The sequence below is a fragment of the Catenulispora rubra genome (assembly GCF_015356825.1).
In the GTDB taxonomy this organism is placed as follows: domain Bacteria; phylum Actinomycetota; class Actinomycetes; order Streptomycetales; family Catenulisporaceae; genus Catenulispora; species Catenulispora rubra.
This window is the reverse complement of record NZ_JAACYW010000269.1, coordinates 1-16022: the sequence shown is the minus strand read 5'-3', so window position 1 is coordinate 16022 and position 16022 is coordinate 1. Positions and strand designations below refer to the sequence as shown.

The window sequence follows — 16022 nt, the reverse complement described above, 5'->3', positions numbered from 1 at the left end:
CTTCGAGAACAGGCCGGCGCGCAGTGCCCACCACGCCGCAGCGGCTATGAGCAGCAGCGGCAGCACGATCGCGAGGATCAGCGGCAGCGGGTTGCTGGAGGACTTCGTGGACGCCGAGGGGGCTGGCGCGGCAGCACTCTGAGACACGTCCGGAGCGCTGACCGAGGCGGAGGGTGGGGCCGCGGAAGTAGAACCTTGAGACGCCGGCGGCTGGCCCGGCCCGGATCCCGATCCGGAGCCCGATCCCGCGTACGTCGGCAGCGGTCCGGCGATGAGTCCGTCGCCCTCGGCGTCCTCGGGCAGCGCCACGAGCCAGCCCGGGTCGAGCTTCGTCGGGTCCTTCAGGATCTTGCCGTCGGGCTCCTTGCGCCCCTGGTTCAGCGTGACGATGTCCCCGGTCCGGTTCTGGGTCCCGAGGAACCGCTGCGCGACCATCGCCAGGGTGTCCGGCTTGCCCTGGTAGGTGTTGGCGATCCAGCAGTACTTCGTCGGCGTGCCGTTGGGGTCGATGTGCACCGTGGGCATCACGCCGTAGGCGACGCCGTCCCCGTAGGCGTCGTCCGGCAGCCGCAGCAGCCAGCCGGGGGAGATCTTCGTCGCGTCGGTCATCGTCTTGCCGTCAGGCTCCTGACGGCCCTTGTTCAGGTTGAAGATGTCCGTGGCGCGGTTCCCGTTGTGCAGGTACCGCTGCGCGATCTCGTACAGGAACTCGGGCTGCCCCTGGTAGCTGCTGGACACGGCGTAGTACTTCACGATCGGTGGCGGCGCCTTGGCTGCTGCGGTCGCCGGTCGGGGTCCGGCCAGCAGGACGAGCGCGGCCGCGATGACGGACGTCAGGGTGCGGCGTCGCCAGTGTTTGCCCGCGGCCTGCCCCGCTCTGTTCACCGACATCTGCGTCTCCTCGGGTGCGGCGGGGCGTTCTTCGACGGGTGAATCGTTGGCCCGCTTGGTGCGGGGTGTCAACGCAGGGCCCTGGGTCCCTGGGCCCATAGCCGCAGGCCAGAGGCTGGCTCGCGGCCGGACGCCGCGCCTAGCGTGAGGCGGTGTCAGCCCAGACCACTTCGAAGGGAGCATCCACCGATGCCGAACCTCAACGTCACCTACGGGGAGATGTCGGACGCCGCGAGCCGGATGCGCAACGACAAGGCGGACATCGACTCCAAGATCGCCGAGTGCAAGAGCATCGTCGACCAGCTGACCGCCAGCGGTTTCGTCACCGACCAGGCCTCCGGCCGGTTCGACGAGGTGCACAACGAGTTCGTGACCTCCGCCGGCCAGCTGATGGACTCGCTGGACCAGCTCTCGCAGTGGCTCGACAAGGCCGTCTCCGCGATGCAGGACATGGACACGCAGATGGCCCAGTCGCTGCCGCAGAAGTGAACCGGACCGGCTGAATCAGGATTCGTGGGAGGCGACCGCCATGCGCATGATGATCACCGTGGCCCGGCCCGCAGGACCGGCTCACGACGTCGTGGTGGACGCCGATCCCGCGACGCCGGTCCGGGACGTCGTCAAGGGACTGCTGGACGCGGTCGGCGCGGTCGGCGCGGACGTCGCGCGCGGCGCCGAAGAGGCGGTCTTCCTTGACGGCGTCCGCCTCGACCTGTCCGCCCCGCTCGGCGCCGCCGGCATCCACGACGGCGCGGTCCTCTGGCTCGGCGCGCCCGGCCAGAGCAGCCAGAGCGCCGCCTCCGGCCTGGTCACCGTCCGCGCCGTCGCCGGCCTGGACAGCGGCCGGGTCTGGCATCTGAACGCCGGCGTGCACCAGATCGGCTCGGACCCGTCGTGCGCGGTCCGGCTGGGCTCGGAGCAGCCCGGCGTCGTCGCGACGGTCCGGGTGAGCCTGGACGCCTCGGTCATGATCCGGCCCGTCGCCCTGCGCGAGCCGCCGGAACTGGACCGCGTCCCGCTGCCCGACGCCGAGACCGTCTGGCCCGAGACCACGGCGCTGCGGATCGGCGACAGCAGGTACGAACAAGCCGCCGTCCGCCAGCCCGACGCGATGATCGAGGTCTCGCCGGAAGGCGAATGGCTCGACTACAACCGGCCGCCGCGGCTGCTGCCGCCGCCAGACCGCACCTCCTTCCGGCTCCCCGCCGAGCCGTCGCCGGCCCGCCCGAGCCCGCTGCCGTGGATCACCGCGCTGCTGCCGGCCGGCCTCGGCCTGGTGATGATGACGGTGATGCACAACTCCAGCTATCTGCTGATGGCCGGGTTCTCGCCGGTGATGATGGTCGGCAACTGGCTCAACGGCCGCCGCACCGGCAAGATCGGCCAGCGCCGGATCCAGGCCGAGTACGTCGAGCGGCTGGCCGCCGCCGAACAGGACATCGGCCGCGCGATGGAGCAGGAACGCCTGCGGCTGCGGGCCTCCAGCCCGGACGCCGCCGAACTGCTGCTGATCGCCACCGGCCCGCGCAGCCGGCTGTGGGAACGGCGCCGCAGCGACCCCGACCATCTGCTGGTCCGGGTCGGTCTGGCCGATCTGGACAGCTCGGTCGTCGTCGAGCAGGTCGACGGAGCCCAGCGCACCTCGCAGTACCGCGCCGCGCACGACGCCCCGGCGGCGTTCTCCATCGCGCAGGCCGGCGTCGTCGGCGTGGCCGGACGCGGGGAGTGGCCGCGGCAGATGGCCCGCTGGCTGGTCGGCCAGGTCGCAGTGTTGCAAAGCCCGCGCGACCTTCAGCTCTACGTCCTGACCGACCCGGCCGGCGACAGCCTGTGGGACTGGGCCACCTGGCTCCCGCACGCCCGGCCGAGCCTGGGACAACGAGCCCTGACACTCGTCGGTGCGGACGCCGAGACGCTGAGCCACCGCGTCGCAGAGCTCGGAGACCTCATCGCGGCCCGGCAGCGGTCCCGGTTGGACTCCGGCGCCGGCGCGGTCCGCGTCGATCCGGACGTGGTGGTCGTGCTCGACGGCGCGCTGCGGCTGCGCGCGCTGCCCGGTGTCGTCACCGTCCTGCGCGAGGGCCCCGCGGTCGGCGTCTACAGCATCTGCGTCGACGCCGACGAGCGCACCCTGCCCGAGGAGTGCACCACGATCCTGGCCGGCGGCATCCCCGGCCGGCCGGTCGGCCTGCGCCAGCAGCGCGCCGCGCTGATCGAGCCGATCCTCGCCGACGACGTGAGCGCCGACTGGTATCCCGTGGTCGGCCGCCGCCTGGCGCCGCTGCGCGACGTCAGCGAGGTGGCCGGCGGCGTGGCGCTGCCGGACTCGGCGCGCCTGCTGGACCTGCTGGACCTGCGCGACCCGAGCCCGGCGGCGATCAGCGGACGCTGGCAGGCCTCCGGCCGCAGCACCAAGGCGGTCATCGGCGCGTCCCTGGACGGCCCCTTCGCCCTGGACCTGGTCGCACACGGCCCGCACGGCCTGGTCGCCGGGACCACCGGCTCGGGTAAATCAGAGTTCTTGCAGAGCCTGGTCGCCTCGCTGGCGGTGGCCAACCGCCCCGACGCGATGACCTTCGTACTCGTCGACTACAAGGGCGGCGCCGCGTTCAAGGACTGCGTCGAGCTGCCGCACACCGTCGGCATGGTCACCGACCTGGACACCCACCTGGTCGAGCGCGCGCTCACCTCCCTGGGCGCCGAGCTGACGCACCGCGAGCGGCTCCTGGCCGCGGCCGGCGCCAAGGACCTGGAGGACTACCTCGACTACGCCACCCGGCGCCCCGAGCTGGCCCCGATCCCGCGGCTGCTGATCGTGATCGACGAGTTCGCCTCGATGGTCCGCGAGTTGCCGGACTTCGTCACCGGCCTGGTGAACGTCGCCCAGCGCGGCCGGTCCCTGGGCATCCACCTGATCCTGGCCACGCAGCGGCCCTCCGGCGTGGTCTCCGCCGAGATCCGCGCCAACACCAACCTGCGGGTGGCGTTGCGCGTCACCGACGCGGGGGAGAGCGCCGACGTCATCGACGCCCGCGACGCCGCGAACATCTCCCAGGCCCACCCCGGCCGCGCCTACGCACGTCTCGGCCACAGCTCCCTGCTGCCGTTCCAGACCGGCCGGGTCGGCGGACGGCGCCCCAGCAAAGACCGCTCCGTCGCCGCCCCCGCACCGTTCCTGCGCCCCGTCGGCTGGCTGGACCTGGGCCGTCCGGCGCCCGAGCGGCCCGCCGCGGCCGCCGAGACCGATGTGGTCACCGACCTGTCGGTCCTGGTCTCCGCCCTGCGTCAGACCACTGATCTGCTCGGCCTGCCCGAACAGCGCCGGCCCTGGCTGCCGCCGCTGCCCGGCGCCCCGGTCGTGGACCTCGCCGCCGAACCGACCGCCTCCGACTCCGGCGAGCCGGTGTTCTCCTGGGCCATCCAGGACCTCCCGGCGGCCCAGCAACAAGAACCGGTCACCTTCGACCTGGCCACCTTCGGCCACCTGCACATCATCGGCGCTCCCCGCTCGGGCCGGTCGCAGGCGCTGCGCACCATCGCCGCCGCCGCGGCCAGCGCGGCCTCCGTGCCCGACCTGCACCTGTACGGACTGGACTGCGGCAACGGCGCGCTGCTGCCGCTGAGCAAGTTCCCGCACTGCGGCGCGATCGTGCAGCGCTCGGAGACCGAACGCGCCTCCCGGCTGCTCAAGCGGCTGCACAGCGAGGTGATGAACCGGCAGCGGATCCTCGGCGAGGGCGGCTTCGCCGACGTCACCGAGCAGCGCCAGGCCAGTGCCCCGGACGAACGGCTGCCGCACATCCTGCTGCTGCTGGACCGCTGGGAGGGCTTCATGGGCACGCTCAGCGAGCACGACAACGGCTCGCTGACCGACGTCATCCACACCCTGATGCGCGAGGGCGCCAGCGTCGGCGTGCACGTGGTGATCGCCGGCGACCGCACCCTGATGTCCGGCCGTATCAGCTCCCTGACCGAGGACAAGCTGGTGCTGCGACTGCCCGACCGCTCCGACTACTCGCTGGTCGGCCTGAACCCGCGCACCATCCCGGACAACATGCCGCCCGGCCGCGGCTACCGCTCGGCCGGCGCGGTCGAGACTCAGGTCGCGCTGGTCGCCGCCGACCCTTCGGGACCCGCTCAGGTCGCCGCGCTGCGCGCGCTGGCCTCCCGGCTCGGCGAGCGCGAGGCCGACGTGCCGAAGAGCCTGCGACCGGGACGGATCGCGGTGCTGCCCGCGCAGCTGACCTTCGAAGAGGCCTGGGGATATCTGCAGGACGAGCGCGATGCGAGCGAGGCAGGTCGCGGGGAGGCACAGCAGCCGTGGGCGCTGCTCGGCGTCGGCGGCGACGAGCTGGAACCGGTCGGCGCGGCGCTGTTCGAGGACCGGCCGACGTTCCTGATCGCCGGGCCCTCCGGCTCCGGCCGCAGCACGGCGCTCGCGGTGATGGCCGAATCGCTGCTGCGCACCGGCGCGGAGATCGTGATCGGCGTGCCGAGCGTGTCGCCGCTGACCGCGTTGGCCGGCCGTCCGGGCGTGCGCGGCGTCGTGAACGCCCCGGACCCGACCGAGGAGGAGCTGGCCGCGCTGCTCGACCCCGGCGAGGGCCCCGTGGTGCTGATCCTCGACGACGGCGAGGGTTGGCGCGAGTGCCGGGCCCGCGAATGGCTGCGCGCCTACGTCCGCACCGGTTCGGGCCGCCGGCGCGGCCTGATCCTGGGCGGCGAGATCGGCTCGGTCGCGATGGGCTTCTCCGGCTGGCAGGCCGAGGTGAAGAAGAACCGGCGCGGGGCGCTGCTGTCCCCGCCGGAGCTGAGCAACGGCGACCTGGTCGGCATCCGGCTGGCCCGCTCGCAGCTGGCGCCGCGCGTGGTGCCCGGCGCCTGCCTGGTCCACCTCGGCGACGGTGTCCTCGTCACCGCGCAGATCCCCACGCTGAAATCCAAGGAGGGCTGATGGCCGACCTCATCGTCCGCGACGACCTGGTGAGCCTGGTCAACGATCTCAATTCCCTGATCGGCGAGTTCGAGGGCGCGCTGGACCTCCAGAACGACGACAAAGGCCTGTGGGGGCAGCACAACGCGAACCTGTCGATGGGCGACTTCGCCGCCAACTGGCGCATCCACCGCGACGGGATGGTCAAGGACATGAAGTCGCTGCGGGACTCGGTCGACAAGGTCAACCAGGCCTGGCAGCAGGCCGACCAGCAACTGCACGACAGCCTGAACCAGCAGTCGTGAACCAGCAGTCGTGAGCCGGCAGGAGGAACCGTGAGCATCCGCAACCTCGGCAGCTGGGAGGCGCTGGGCCTGGGCTCGGACCCGGTCTACGCCGATCCGGACGTCGTGGCCTCGGCCCAGCAGCGCTACCAGAACATCGCCACCACCATCGACGACGCCGTGTCCCGGCTGCAGAAGGTGATGGACGACAACGCCGAAGGCCTGGTCGGCCAGTACATCGACGGCCTGCGCAAGACCGCCGGGGCGCTGCACGACAAGCTGCAGAAGGCCGGCGTCCGCTACCACGACGTCGCCGACCAGATCAAGATCTACGAGCCCGAACTCCAGCACGGCCTGGACGAGACCGCCGGGGCGCTGAACGACGCGAACACGGCCGCCGGCGACCAGAAACAGGCCAGCTCCATGCCGGACCCGCAGAAGGCCTCCGACGGCTCTGTCTCGCCGACCGAACAGCAGAAGGGCACTGACAAGACCAAAGCCGAGAACCAGGCCAACGACGCCCTCAGCGCCGCCAAGAACCGCCTGAACAATGCCCTGGACCAGCTCAACACGGCCGGAAAGCGGTTCGGTGACGCCGTCAACAGCAAGAACTACCACGACGGGCTCAGCGATACCTGGAAAGACAAGATGGACGAGATCCTGGGCTGGTTCAGCAAGATCCTCGGCTACATCGGCATGGCCCTCGGCGCGATCGCGCTGCTGATCCCGGGACTTGATGTGGTGGTCCTGGCCGGGGTGGTGGTCGGCGCCGCCGCGCTCATCGTCAACTCGATCCTGTACGCCGACGGCAAAGGCAGTCTGCTGGACGTGGTCTTCGGCGCGGTCGGACTGGGGCTGGGCTTCATCGGGATCGGCGCCTCCCAGCTCGCGAAGGGTCTGTCCTCCGACGCCAAGGCGCTCGCGGGGCTCACCGGCCGACCGGGCGCGCCGCAGCTCGGCTTCGCCGACAACACCTTCGGCGGGGCGTTGGACCACATCCCGCTGCGGCCCATCGGGCCGGCGCCGTCGACCATGAACGACCAGTTCCTGATCGACCCGGTGACCAACGCGGCCTCCAAGTGGGACCACATGTCCGACTGGTACAACAACCCGGTCACCAACAAGGCCCTGGGCTGGCTCGGCGGTCAGCTGGGGAAGCTGCCCGGCGACTGGGGCCGGTTCGGCAGCATGATGGGCTCCCAGCCCGAGATCGGCTTCTGGGGCTCGGCCGGCAAACAGATCGGCGACGCCTGGAACATGTGGAAGGGCCTGGGCACCAACCCGCTGAAGAGCATCGCCGACTGGGCCGGCGTGCTCGGCGGCTGGAGCGGCTACAAGGGGCTGTCCGGGGTGCTCGGCGCGGTCGGCGGCAAGATGAATCCGGCCTGGTACGTCTGGGGCGGCTTCAACGGGCTGTTCGGCCTGGGCATCGGGATCTCCTACACCGGCGGCCGGGAATCCGGCCTGATTCCCGCAGTGAATCCGTGAGGAGGCGACGGCCATGACAGTGGACGACGAGACGGCCGAGATCACCGTGCCCTGGTTCTGGGGCGGCGTCCCCGAACCGGACGCGACTGAGGAGCAACAGCTGGCCTGGGCCGACCACGTGGTCGAGATGTTCGACGAATGGACCCGCGACGGCTGGGACGAGGGCTTCCGCACGAGCTGGACCGCCGAGGGCGGCCTGCCCGAGGACTACCCGTTCACCGCCGACAACGTCGGCCGCGGCATCGCGCGCTGGCTCACCGACCGCGCCGCCACCCTCCCGGACTGGCAGCGCATGGCGTGGGGCACCGCCTTTGTCCAGGGCTGGCCGCGCTGGTCGCCGGTGCCGGTGGTGGTCGAGTACCGGGCGCCGGTCGCCGACGACCCGATCTACCTGATGGAGCTGGTCGGCGCGGGTTCTTCCGCCGAGGCCGGCGCCGACGGCGTCGCCGACCGGCAGATCGAGTACGTCACCACGCCGCACGGCGACGGATTGCGGGTGCTCAGCGTCCAGCGCACCCCCGACCACCTCGCCTACGGCCGCCTCGACGCGGCGATGCGGCTGGACTGGCCGGCCGACGGGGACCGCCCGGCGGCGCGGGTGGACGTGCTGCTCACCACCCGTGTGATGGACCTGCAACTGCTGGGGCTGATCGGCCCCGGTGTGGAGGTGCTGATGCAGCAGATCGCTGAGAACCCGAAGCCGATCAGCACTCCGGCTCTGACTCCGCAGGGGGCAGCCCGATGATCGACGTCGAACTGGTACTGCCGGCCGGCTGGGCCGTGCTGCCCACGGCCCCCGACACCGAGCGCGTGCGGAAGTGGGCCATCGACCGCATCATCACGCGCGCCCTGCCGGCCACGCTGCCGCGCGACAGCGCCGAACCCTGGCGCCGCGAACTGCGCAAGCAGCTGACCGCCGCGACCGACGAGGCCAGCCGCAACGGCGCACGCTGGGTGGTGCTGCCGCTGCGGGAGTTCAACGGGACGCGGATCCCGGGCTCGCTGCTGCTGACGATCCTGGAGGACCAGGATCCGCAGGACCCTGAGCAGCTGCTGGCCTCGATCCTGGACGACGCCGGGCCGGACGGCTCGTGCCTGGACGTCGGCGGCTCCACCGCGGCCCGGATCACGGCGGTGATCCGGCAGGAGATGTACGGCAAGGAGACGGCGGCGGTGCGGGTGTCGTACTACCTGCCGCATCCGGAGCGTGCGGGGGTGTGGGGGCTGGTGACGTTCTCGGTGGTGGCCGGGGACGATGTCGAGGATCCGGTCGTGCGCGGGATCGTGTTCCTGTTCGACACGATCGTCTCCACGCTGCGCTGGGTGGAGCGCGATGCTGCGCCGACTCAGGACGAGGTGCTGGCTATGGTCGCGGCGACCGTGGAGGAGCTGGAGGGGGTTCCCGAGCCGCAGACGGCTTGATCTTGACGGGCTGCGGTTCGGCTTGCTCGGTCGGCGTTGGGCCCCGGCGCGCTGTACCTGGATCGGAGCCGGTGCCCGGCGCGTGCGAGGGTTGCGCGGCGAGGCTGAGCTCTTCACAGTTCCGGTCGCAGTTGTACCCTGACCTCTGTGATGCATCGAGGAGCGACCGCCGCGAGCCTGCTCGCCGCGTTCGTCACGCTCCTGGTGCTGTTCGGCGGCCAGAACACGGCTGTGCTCGTCGCGTCGGCGACCGCCCTGACCCTGCTCGCCGCCGCACTGCGGTGCAGTGCGTTCGCGGTGCTGATGGCCGGGACCACGATGGCCGCGCAGACCGCCGCCGCCGCGCGTTCCTCCCTGCGCGACACCGCGTTCCTGCCGCAACGCGACCCCGACGCGGCCGGCAAGCCTCATCCACGAGCGCCAGGAATGAACCCTGTGACCGTCTGACCGGCTGAGCCATTTCACCGGCCGCACGGTCCATCTCGCTGATCTCATTCATCCGCAAGATGTCCCGAAGGGTTCGTCCACCATGCCGTTCTACTCGTTGCTCACGCCTGCCATCGTCGCCGCGTACCACGCCGTCACGGGGCTGTCGGTCATGCTCGTCCCCGTGCTCGGCGGCTTGGGACCGGCGGTGGCGATCGTCATGTTCACCGCCGCCGTCCGCCTCTGCCTGCACCCGCTGAACCGTGTGCAGATGAACGCTCAGCTGGCTTCGCAGAAGGGTCGCGCCGCGCTGGCACCGGCTGTGCAGAAGCTCCAGCGCAAGTACAAGCACGACCCGTTGCGTGCGCAGCGCGAGACCGTCGAGCTGTACCGGGCCAACGGCGTGAAGCTGGTGCCCGGGATCGGCCTCGGGCTGGTGCAGCTCCCGGTGTTCTTCGTGGTGTACCGGCTGTTCGTGTCGCCGACGATCGGCGGGCACCACAACGGGCTGCTCACCGACCAGTTGTTCGGCGTCGGCCTCGGCTCCGACTTCCGCGACTCGTTCAACGCCGCCGGCTCATCGGCGTTGCTCGGCCACGTCGCGGTCTTCGCAGCCCTGCTCGCCGCACTGGCGGCGCTCGCCACGTGGTCCTCGCGCCGGATGCGGCAGAGCACCGCAGGCGACGCCGCTGCCTTCGGCGCGCCTGCCGCCGGAGCGCCGACAGCCGGCCTCACGAAGCTGATGGCCCTGCTGCCGTACTTCACGGTCCTCGGGGCGTTCGTGCTCCCGCTGGCCAGCAGCCTCTACGTCGCGACCACGACCCTCTGGACGCTGGTGGAGCGACGGCGCCTGCTCCAGCCGACTCAGTCCTGAACGATCCACTGTGCGCCGTCGATCAGCTCCCGCACCACATCCAGATGCCCGGCATGCGTCGCGGTCTCGGTGATGTGGTGCAGGACGATCTGGCGCACGGAGTCCAACCGCCACTCACCGAACACATACTCCGGCCACCACACAGGGGCCGCATCGAGATCGCACTCGCTCAACACGGCATCAGCCAACGCAGCCTCCGCCCGATACCGCGCAAAAACCTCCTCGGCCCCCAGCCCAGCATCAAGCTGCCACCCACCGGGCTCCCGCCGCTCCACCGCAGCAATGACCTCCGGATCCTGCCCAATGACGCCCCGGAACCAGAAGCGCTCGTCGTCGTAGGTGAGATGACTCACCAACGCCAGACACGTCCACCCCGAAGGCAGCACCGGCCGCCGCAAAGCCTCTTCATCCAACGCCTCCAGCGCCCCAAGCACATGCTCACGCTGACTACGCAGGTACCGAAGAAGATTCGCGCGCTCATCGCTCACCCGCCGAACTTTAGAGGAGCCCGCCGACGGGGAGGCCCGACCGCGCGGCCCGACCCGCACCTGCCTTCTCGCCGGCCGTGCCCCGCGAACCCTCGCCGCCCTCGCCGTGGCCCCGTCGTCACTTCTGGTGACCTTGCCAACTGGAAACGATTTTCATATGCTTCCCTTATCGGGACTTGAAAACGGTTTTCATCATCAAGGAGGGGGGCTCAGCATGGCCCAGAGCATGACCAAGAGCCTGAAGCGCGTCACCGGAGGCGTGTTGGCCATCGGTGCGGCGGCGGCGCTGACTGCCGGGTGCTCGACCAAGTCGGCGGCTCCCGCGAGCCAGCCCGCCGGTGCCGTCCAGTCGTCGGCGAAGATCGCGGTGGTCGCCGCGGAGAACTTCTGGGGTTCGGTCGCCCTGCAGCTCGGCGGGTCGCACGTCACCGAGACGTCGATCATCACCAACCCCGACACCGACCCGCACTCCTACGAGGCGACCCCCAACGACGCCAAGCTCATCTCCGGCGCGCAGCTGTTCGTCCAGAACGGCGTCGGCTACGACACCTCCTGGGCTCCCGGCCTGGTCAAGGCCAACCCCGCCTCCGGCCGCGAGGTGCTGACCGTCGGCGACGTCGTCGGGCTCAAGGACGGCGACAACCCGCACCAGTGGTACTCCCACGACAGTGTCTACAAGGTCATCGACGCGATCGTCGCCGAGTACAAGAAGCTGGACCCGGCCGACGCCGCCTACTTCGACGCCCAGAAGCAGACCTTCGAGACCACCACGCTGGCCAGCTACAACCAGCTCGAGTCCGACATCAAGACCAAGTACGCCGGCGTCCCGATCGGCGCCTCGGAGTCCATCGTCTCCCCGCTCGCCGAGGCCCTCGGACTGAAGATGCTCACGCCCTACTCCTTCCTCAAGGACATCTCCGAGGGCACCGACCCCTCGGTCGCCGACAAGACCGCCATCGACGGCCAGATCAAGGGCAAGCAGATCAAGGTCTACGTCTACAACTCCCAGAACTCCACGCCGGACATCGCCGCTCAGGTCGCCGAGGCCAAGGCCGCCGGCATCCCGGTGACCACCGTGACGGAGACCCTCGCACCGGCGTCCGCTACCTTCCAGGACTGGATGGTCGGGGAATTGCAGGGGCTGAAGGCGGCGCTGGCACAGGCGACGGGCCGGTAAGAACAGTACGAAGCGGCGGAGACGATGACGGCGATGGATGCGGTGGAAGCAGTGAGTACGGATACGGATACGAATTCTGAAGCGATCGCCGCGGCACCCGACGGCGAGTACGTCGCGAACTCAGCGACCATCGCGAACCCAGCGACGGCCGCGAACCCAGCGACCGTCGCGAACAAAGCGACCATCGCGACCGCCGAGCAGGTCGCGCCCCCGGAAACCCAGCTCTGCAACGCCGGCAACATCCCCATAGCAGTCGTCGAACTCCGCGGCGCCTCCGCCGCCGTGGGCGGCCGCACCCTCTGGGGCGGCGTCGACCTCACCGTCGACTGCGGCGAGTTCGTCGCCGTCCTGGGCCCCAACGGCGTCGGCAAGTCCACCCTCATCAAAGTCCTGCTCGGCGTCCTGCCCGCGGCCGCTGGCGAGGTCCGCGTCCTGGGCCAGCGCCCCGGCGCGGCCGGCGCGCAGATCGGCTACCTCCCGCAGCGCCGCTCCTTCGACGCCTCGCTCCGCATCCGCGGCGTCGACGTCGTCCGCCTCGGCCTGGACGGCGACCGCTGGGGCGTCCCGCTCCCGGGCACCCGCCGCTTCGGCGCCCGCCGCCGCGCCGAGCAGGAACGCGTCCGCGAGGTCATCGACCTGGTCGGCGCCTCCGCCTACGCGCACCGCGCGATCGGCGAGTGCTCCGGCGGCGAGCAGCAGCGCCTGCTGATCGCCCAGGCGCTGGTCCGCCGCCCCCGGCTGCTGGTCCTCGACGAGCCCCTGGACTCCCTGGACCTGCCGAACCAGGCCTCGGTCGCGGCCCTGATCGGACGCATATCGCGCTCCGAGGACGTCGCGGTCGTGATGGTCGCCCACGACGTGAACCCGATCCTGCCCTACCTCGACCGGGTCGTGTACCTGGCCGACGGCGGCGCCGCCTCCGGCACCCCGGAGGAGGTCATCACCACCGAGACCCTCTCGAACCTGTTCCGCACCCCGGTCGAGGTGCTGCGCGCCTCCGACGGCCGGCTGGTCGTGGTCGGCGGCCCCGAGGCCCCGGCCCTGCACTCCGACCGGCACGACGGATACGACCGGCACGACCCGCAGGCCGGCGTCCGCCGCGTCATCGGCGCCACCGCCAGCGCCACCCCCAGCGCTAATGTCGGTGCCGGAGCCGGAACAGCACCCGGAACCAGCACCGGCGCCAGCACCCCAGCACCCCCCGCCCCCCGATCGGGGTCCGACAATGTCCGCTGACTCCGGCCTGTCCTGGAACCCCCTCACCGACATCAACCAGATGTGGCAGCTGGACTCGATGGTCAACGCCTACCGAGCCGGCACCATCGTCGCCATCCTCGCCGCCGTCGTCGGCTGGTTCATGGTCCTGCGCCGCCAGACCTTCGCCGGCCACACCGTCGCCCTCGCCGGCTTCCCCGGCGCGGCGGCCGCCGTCTTCCTCGGCGTCAGCGCCTCCTGGGGCTACTTCGGCTTCTGCGTCGGCGCCGGCGCGGTGATCGCGGCCCTGGCCCGCAACGGCAAGGGCGGCCTGGCCGAGGAGTCCGCGCTGACCGGCATCGTCCAGTCCTTCACCCTGGCCTGCGGAATGCTGTTCGTGGCCCTGTACAAGGGCTTCCTCAACGGCGTCAACTCCCTGCTGTTCGGCAGCTTCCTCGGCGTCACCCCCGGCGACATAGCGGTCCTCGCGGTCGTCGCCGTCGTGGTCCTGGCCGCCATGGCCCTGATCGGACGCCCCCTGCTGTTCGCCTCCGTCGACCCGGCCGTCGCCGCCGCGCGTGGCGTCCCGACCCGGGCCCTCGGCGTGCTGTTCCTGGTCCTGCTCGGCGCCACCACCGCCGAGGTCTCGCAGATCACCGGCTCGCTGCTGGTCTTCGCGCTCCTGGTGATGCCAGCCGCCACCGCGCAGCGGTTCACCGCGCGCCCCGCGCTGAGCCTGATCCTGTCCGTGGTCTTCGGTCTCGTCGTGACCTGGTTCGGTCTCGGCGCCGCGTACTTCTCGCCTTACCCGATCGGGTTCTGGATCACCACGTTCGCCTTCGGGTGCTACCTCCTCGCGAACGTCTACGGCTTCGTGACCCGCTGGCGCGGGACCGGCCGCCGCCACGTCGTAGAAGTCCTGGGGGCCTCATGAGCATGTTCAGCCATCCCTTCATGATCTACGCGCTGCTCGGCGGTACCGGCATCGCGGCGGCCTGCGGCGCGGTCGGGTTCTTCCTCGTGCTGCGCGCGCAGGTCTTCACCGGCGACGCCCTGTCGCACGTCGCGTTCACCGGCGCCCTCGCCGCCCTGGCCTTCGGCGTCGACCTGCGCATCGGCCTGTTCGTCGCGACGATCGCCGTGGCCCTGCTCCTGGGCGCGCTCGGCCGCCGTGGACGTGCCGACGACGTCGTGATCGGCAACGTCTTCGCCTGGATCCTCGGCCTCGGTGTCTTCTTCCTGACGATGTACACCACCGACCGCTCCGGCTCCGGCAACGGCTCGGCGACGATCAACGTGCTGTTCGGCTCGATCCTGGGCCTGTCGTCGAGCCAGGCGCAGACCGCGCTGTGGATCGGCGTCGGCGTGGTCGCGGTGCTGCTGTTCATCGCCCGACCGCTGCTGTTCGCGACGCTGGACGAGGCCGTGGCGGCTGCCCGCGGCGTGCCTGTCAGGGTCCTGGGATTCTTGTTCCTGGCCTTGGTCGGCGCGGCCACCGCCGAGGCCACCCAGGCCGTCGGCGCGCTGCTGCTGCTTGGCCTGGTGGCGGCCCCGGCCGGCACCGCGCTGGTGCTCACCGACCGGCCGTTCCGCGGCCTGGGCCTGGCGATCGCGCTGGCGGTGGGGGAGATGTGGGTCGGCCTGACGCTGGCGTACTTCATCCCGCGCATGCCGCCGAGCTTCTCGATCACCGCGGTCGCGACCGTCGTGTACGCGGCGGCGATGATCTACCGCTCGCTCAGCCGCCGCCGCGCTGTCGTGCCCACGGCCGCGTCCGCGACGACCGCCGCCGCAGCCGCTGCACACGCCCCAGCCACCGTCGCCGTCTGACCGAGCCCTCGCCGATGGCCGACCTCCCGGCCGTCGGGAGTGTCAGAGGACTGCCATCAGCTCCACGGCGGCGTCGGGAACCACAAGTAATTCAGGCGGTGCAGGACCCGAACATCCCAGTACAGAACCGTGAAGAAGCCGGCGATCAGGAACGTGGTCGCTGTCAGGACACTGGCTCGGGTCGGATTCGCGGCCAGATAGCGCTGGACGCGTCCGCCCAGGCCGTAGGACAGCAACAGGAACAGCAACGCCATCACGATGATGTTGCCGACGGACTGCAACGTGAACGCCACCGCGCCGTAGAGCGGGTTGTGGGTGTTCGCCGCGTGCTGGAACATCTTGCGGAACAACGGATACGGCCGCCCGATCAGGAACCCGCCGATCAGGACTCCCATCAGGACCAGCGGGGCGTTCGGGAAGCGTCGCGACACCCGCGCCAGCGGATCCTTGACGACGCCGAGCGCGGCCAGCCCCATGACGATCATGACCGCCCCGACCACCCCGAACGCGATCATCGACTGCGCGGTCCGGGGCGTGATCCCGTGCCCGCCCGCGTTCGAGTACTGCGGCATCCGTGTCCCGACGACGCCGACGATCGCCCCGTACAGCGCCGACACCGGCACCATGCCGACGGTCAGCCACCCCACCGGCCGCAGCGTCTGCAGGACCTTGGTCCGCCGGCCCTCCGCGCGCCCCACCAACGGTCCCACCGCCCCGAACACCGCCACGTTGCACGCGGTGAACGACCCGGCCAGCCCGGAGACGAAGGCGAAGACGATGCCCGAGGCGATGCTGCCGATCGGGGCGGTGGACGCGGAGTGGCCGAGCATCGCGTCGGCGGAGTTGAAGCCGATGGTCTCGTCCGCCAACGACGCGGACCACAGGTAGGACAACAGGAAACCGCCCAGCGCGCCGACGAGGAAGCACAGCGCGCGGTGGCGCGGGAACCAGCCGTTGACGAACAGCGAGGTCTGCGGCGCGGGCGGGGGAGCGGGGGTCTCGGACACGGTGAGGG

14 protein-coding genes and 1 pseudogene are annotated in these 16022 nt (G+C 71.0%); 12 read left to right on the top strand and 3 right to left on the bottom strand.

Annotated elements, in window-relative coordinates; translation table 11 throughout:
• Window positions 1–891: pseudogene (locus GWK61_RS43235) on the bottom strand (hypothetical protein); the annotation flags it as partial.
• A 189-nt stretch (window positions 892–1080) separates the two neighbouring features.
• Between GWK61_RS43235 and GWK61_RS43230 the strand changes: the two are divergent.
• The 8 genes from GWK61_RS43230 (at window position 1081) to yidC (ending at window position 10318) form a co-directional block, all read left to right on the top strand.
• Window positions 1081–1380: a WXG100 family type VII secretion target gene (locus GWK61_RS43230; RefSeq protein ID WP_194917977.1), complete on the top strand. Its 300-nt coding sequence runs from the start codon at window positions 1081–1083 to the stop codon at window positions 1378–1380.
• A gap of 40 nt (window positions 1381–1420) precedes the next feature.
• A complete protein-coding gene (locus GWK61_RS43225) occupies window positions 1421–5845 on the top strand; it encodes an FtsK/SpoIIIE domain-containing protein (RefSeq protein WP_194917975.1) in 4425 nt (1474 codons plus the stop codon).
• Window positions 5845–6129, top strand: a complete 285-nt coding sequence (locus GWK61_RS43220) for a hypothetical protein (RefSeq protein ID WP_194917973.1) — start codon at window positions 5845–5847, stop codon at window positions 6127–6129. The genes GWK61_RS43225 and GWK61_RS43220 overlap by 1 nt, the downstream gene beginning before the upstream one ends.
• A 30-nt stretch (window positions 6130–6159) precedes the next feature.
• A complete protein-coding gene (locus GWK61_RS43215) occupies window positions 6160–7596 on the top strand; it encodes a WXG100 family type VII secretion target (RefSeq protein WP_194917971.1) in 1437 nt (478 codons plus the stop codon).
• Window positions 7597–7609: 13 nt separating this feature from the next.
• Window positions 7610–8341, top strand: a complete 732-nt coding sequence (locus tag GWK61_RS43210; protein WP_194917969.1) for a hypothetical protein — start codon at window positions 7610–7612, stop codon at window positions 8339–8341.
• Window positions 8338–9018 carry a hypothetical protein gene (locus GWK61_RS43205; protein ID WP_194917968.1) on the top strand — a complete coding sequence of 227 codons (681 nt, stop codon included), beginning with the start codon at window positions 8338–8340 and terminating at the stop codon, window positions 9016–9018. Before GWK61_RS43210 ends, GWK61_RS43205 begins: the two co-directional genes overlap by 4 nt.
• 150 nt (window positions 9019–9168) lie before the next feature.
• Window positions 9169–9465: a DUF6412 domain-containing protein gene (locus GWK61_RS43200; RefSeq protein WP_228563906.1), complete on the top strand. Its 297-nt coding sequence runs from the start codon at window positions 9169–9171 to the stop codon at window positions 9463–9465.
• Window positions 9466–9547: 82 nt separating this feature from the next.
• A complete protein-coding gene (gene yidC / locus GWK61_RS43195) occupies window positions 9548–10318 on the top strand; it encodes a membrane protein insertase YidC (protein WP_194917966.1) in 771 nt (256 codons plus the stop codon).
• Here the strand turns inward: yidC and GWK61_RS43190 are convergent.
• Complete coding sequence (locus GWK61_RS43190) at window positions 10309–10806, bottom strand: DinB family protein (RefSeq protein WP_194917964.1); 498 nt, start codon at window positions 10804–10806, stop codon at window positions 10309–10311. The two genes, yidC and GWK61_RS43190, sit on opposite strands and share 10 nt — an antisense overlap.
• Before the next feature lie 214 nt (window positions 10807–11020).
• Between GWK61_RS43190 and GWK61_RS43185 the strand changes: the two genes are divergently transcribed.
• The 4 genes from GWK61_RS43185 to GWK61_RS43170 are packed head-to-tail and all read left to right on the top strand — an operon-like array spanning window position 11021 to window position 15007.
• On the top strand, window positions 11021–11983 hold the full coding sequence (locus tag GWK61_RS43185) for a metal ABC transporter solute-binding protein, Zn/Mn family (RefSeq protein ID WP_194917961.1): 963 nt from the start codon (window positions 11021–11023) through the stop codon (window positions 11981–11983).
• 33 nt (window positions 11984–12016) lie between these two features.
• Entirely contained in the window at window positions 12017–13219 is a 1203-nt protein-coding gene (locus GWK61_RS43180; protein ID WP_228563902.1) for a metal ABC transporter ATP-binding protein, read from the top strand.
• Window positions 13209–14111 carry a metal ABC transporter permease gene (locus GWK61_RS43175; protein ID WP_194917950.1) on the top strand — a complete coding sequence of 301 codons (903 nt, stop codon included), beginning with the start codon at window positions 13209–13211 and terminating at the stop codon, window positions 14109–14111. The genes GWK61_RS43180 and GWK61_RS43175 overlap by 11 nt, the downstream gene beginning before the upstream one ends.
• Window positions 14108–15007: a metal ABC transporter permease gene (locus GWK61_RS43170; protein ID WP_194917948.1), complete on the top strand. Its 900-nt coding sequence runs from the start codon at window positions 14108–14110 to the stop codon at window positions 15005–15007. The genes GWK61_RS43175 and GWK61_RS43170 overlap by 4 nt, the downstream gene beginning before the upstream one ends.
• A 56-nt stretch (window positions 15008–15063) precedes the next feature.
• Here GWK61_RS43170 and GWK61_RS43165 read toward each other — a convergent pair whose 3' ends face one another.
• The gene (locus GWK61_RS43165) at window positions 15064–16014 is read right to left on the bottom strand and encodes a hypothetical protein (protein ID WP_194917980.1); all 951 of its coding nucleotides are present in this window, start codon (window positions 16012–16014) and stop codon (window positions 15064–15066) included.
• Between the last annotated feature and the right edge of the window lie 8 nt (window positions 16015–16022).

Coding starts and splice junctions, on each gene's coding strand:
- GWK61_RS43175 (WP_194917950.1), top strand. CDS start 13,209: ATGTCCGCTGACTCCGGCCTGTCCTGGAACCCCCTCACCGACATCAAC.
- GWK61_RS43185 (WP_194917961.1), top strand. CDS start 11,021: ATGGCCCAGAGCATGACCAAGAGCCTGAAGCGCGTCACCGGAGGCGTG.
- yidC (WP_194917966.1), top strand. CDS start 9,548: ATGCCGTTCTACTCGTTGCTCACGCCTGCCATCGTCGCCGCGTACCAC.
- GWK61_RS43205 (WP_194917968.1), top strand. CDS start 8,338: ATGATCGACGTCGAACTGGTACTGCCGGCCGGCTGGGCCGTGCTGCCC.
- GWK61_RS43230 (WP_194917977.1), top strand. CDS start 1,081: ATGCCGAACCTCAACGTCACCTACGGGGAGATGTCGGACGCCGCGAGC.
- GWK61_RS43180 (WP_228563902.1), top strand. CDS start 12,017: ATGGATGCGGTGGAAGCAGTGAGTACGGATACGGATACGAATTCTGAA.
- GWK61_RS43225 (WP_194917975.1), top strand. CDS start 1,421: ATGCGCATGATGATCACCGTGGCCCGGCCCGCAGGACCGGCTCACGAC.
- GWK61_RS43210 (WP_194917969.1), top strand. CDS start 7,610: ATGACAGTGGACGACGAGACGGCCGAGATCACCGTGCCCTGGTTCTGG.
- GWK61_RS43220 (WP_194917973.1), top strand. CDS start 5,845: ATGGCCGACCTCATCGTCCGCGACGACCTGGTGAGCCTGGTCAACGAT.
- GWK61_RS43200 (WP_228563906.1), top strand. CDS start 9,169: ATGCATCGAGGAGCGACCGCCGCGAGCCTGCTCGCCGCGTTCGTCACG.
- GWK61_RS43170 (WP_194917948.1), top strand. CDS start 14,108: ATGAGCATGTTCAGCCATCCCTTCATGATCTACGCGCTGCTCGGCGGT.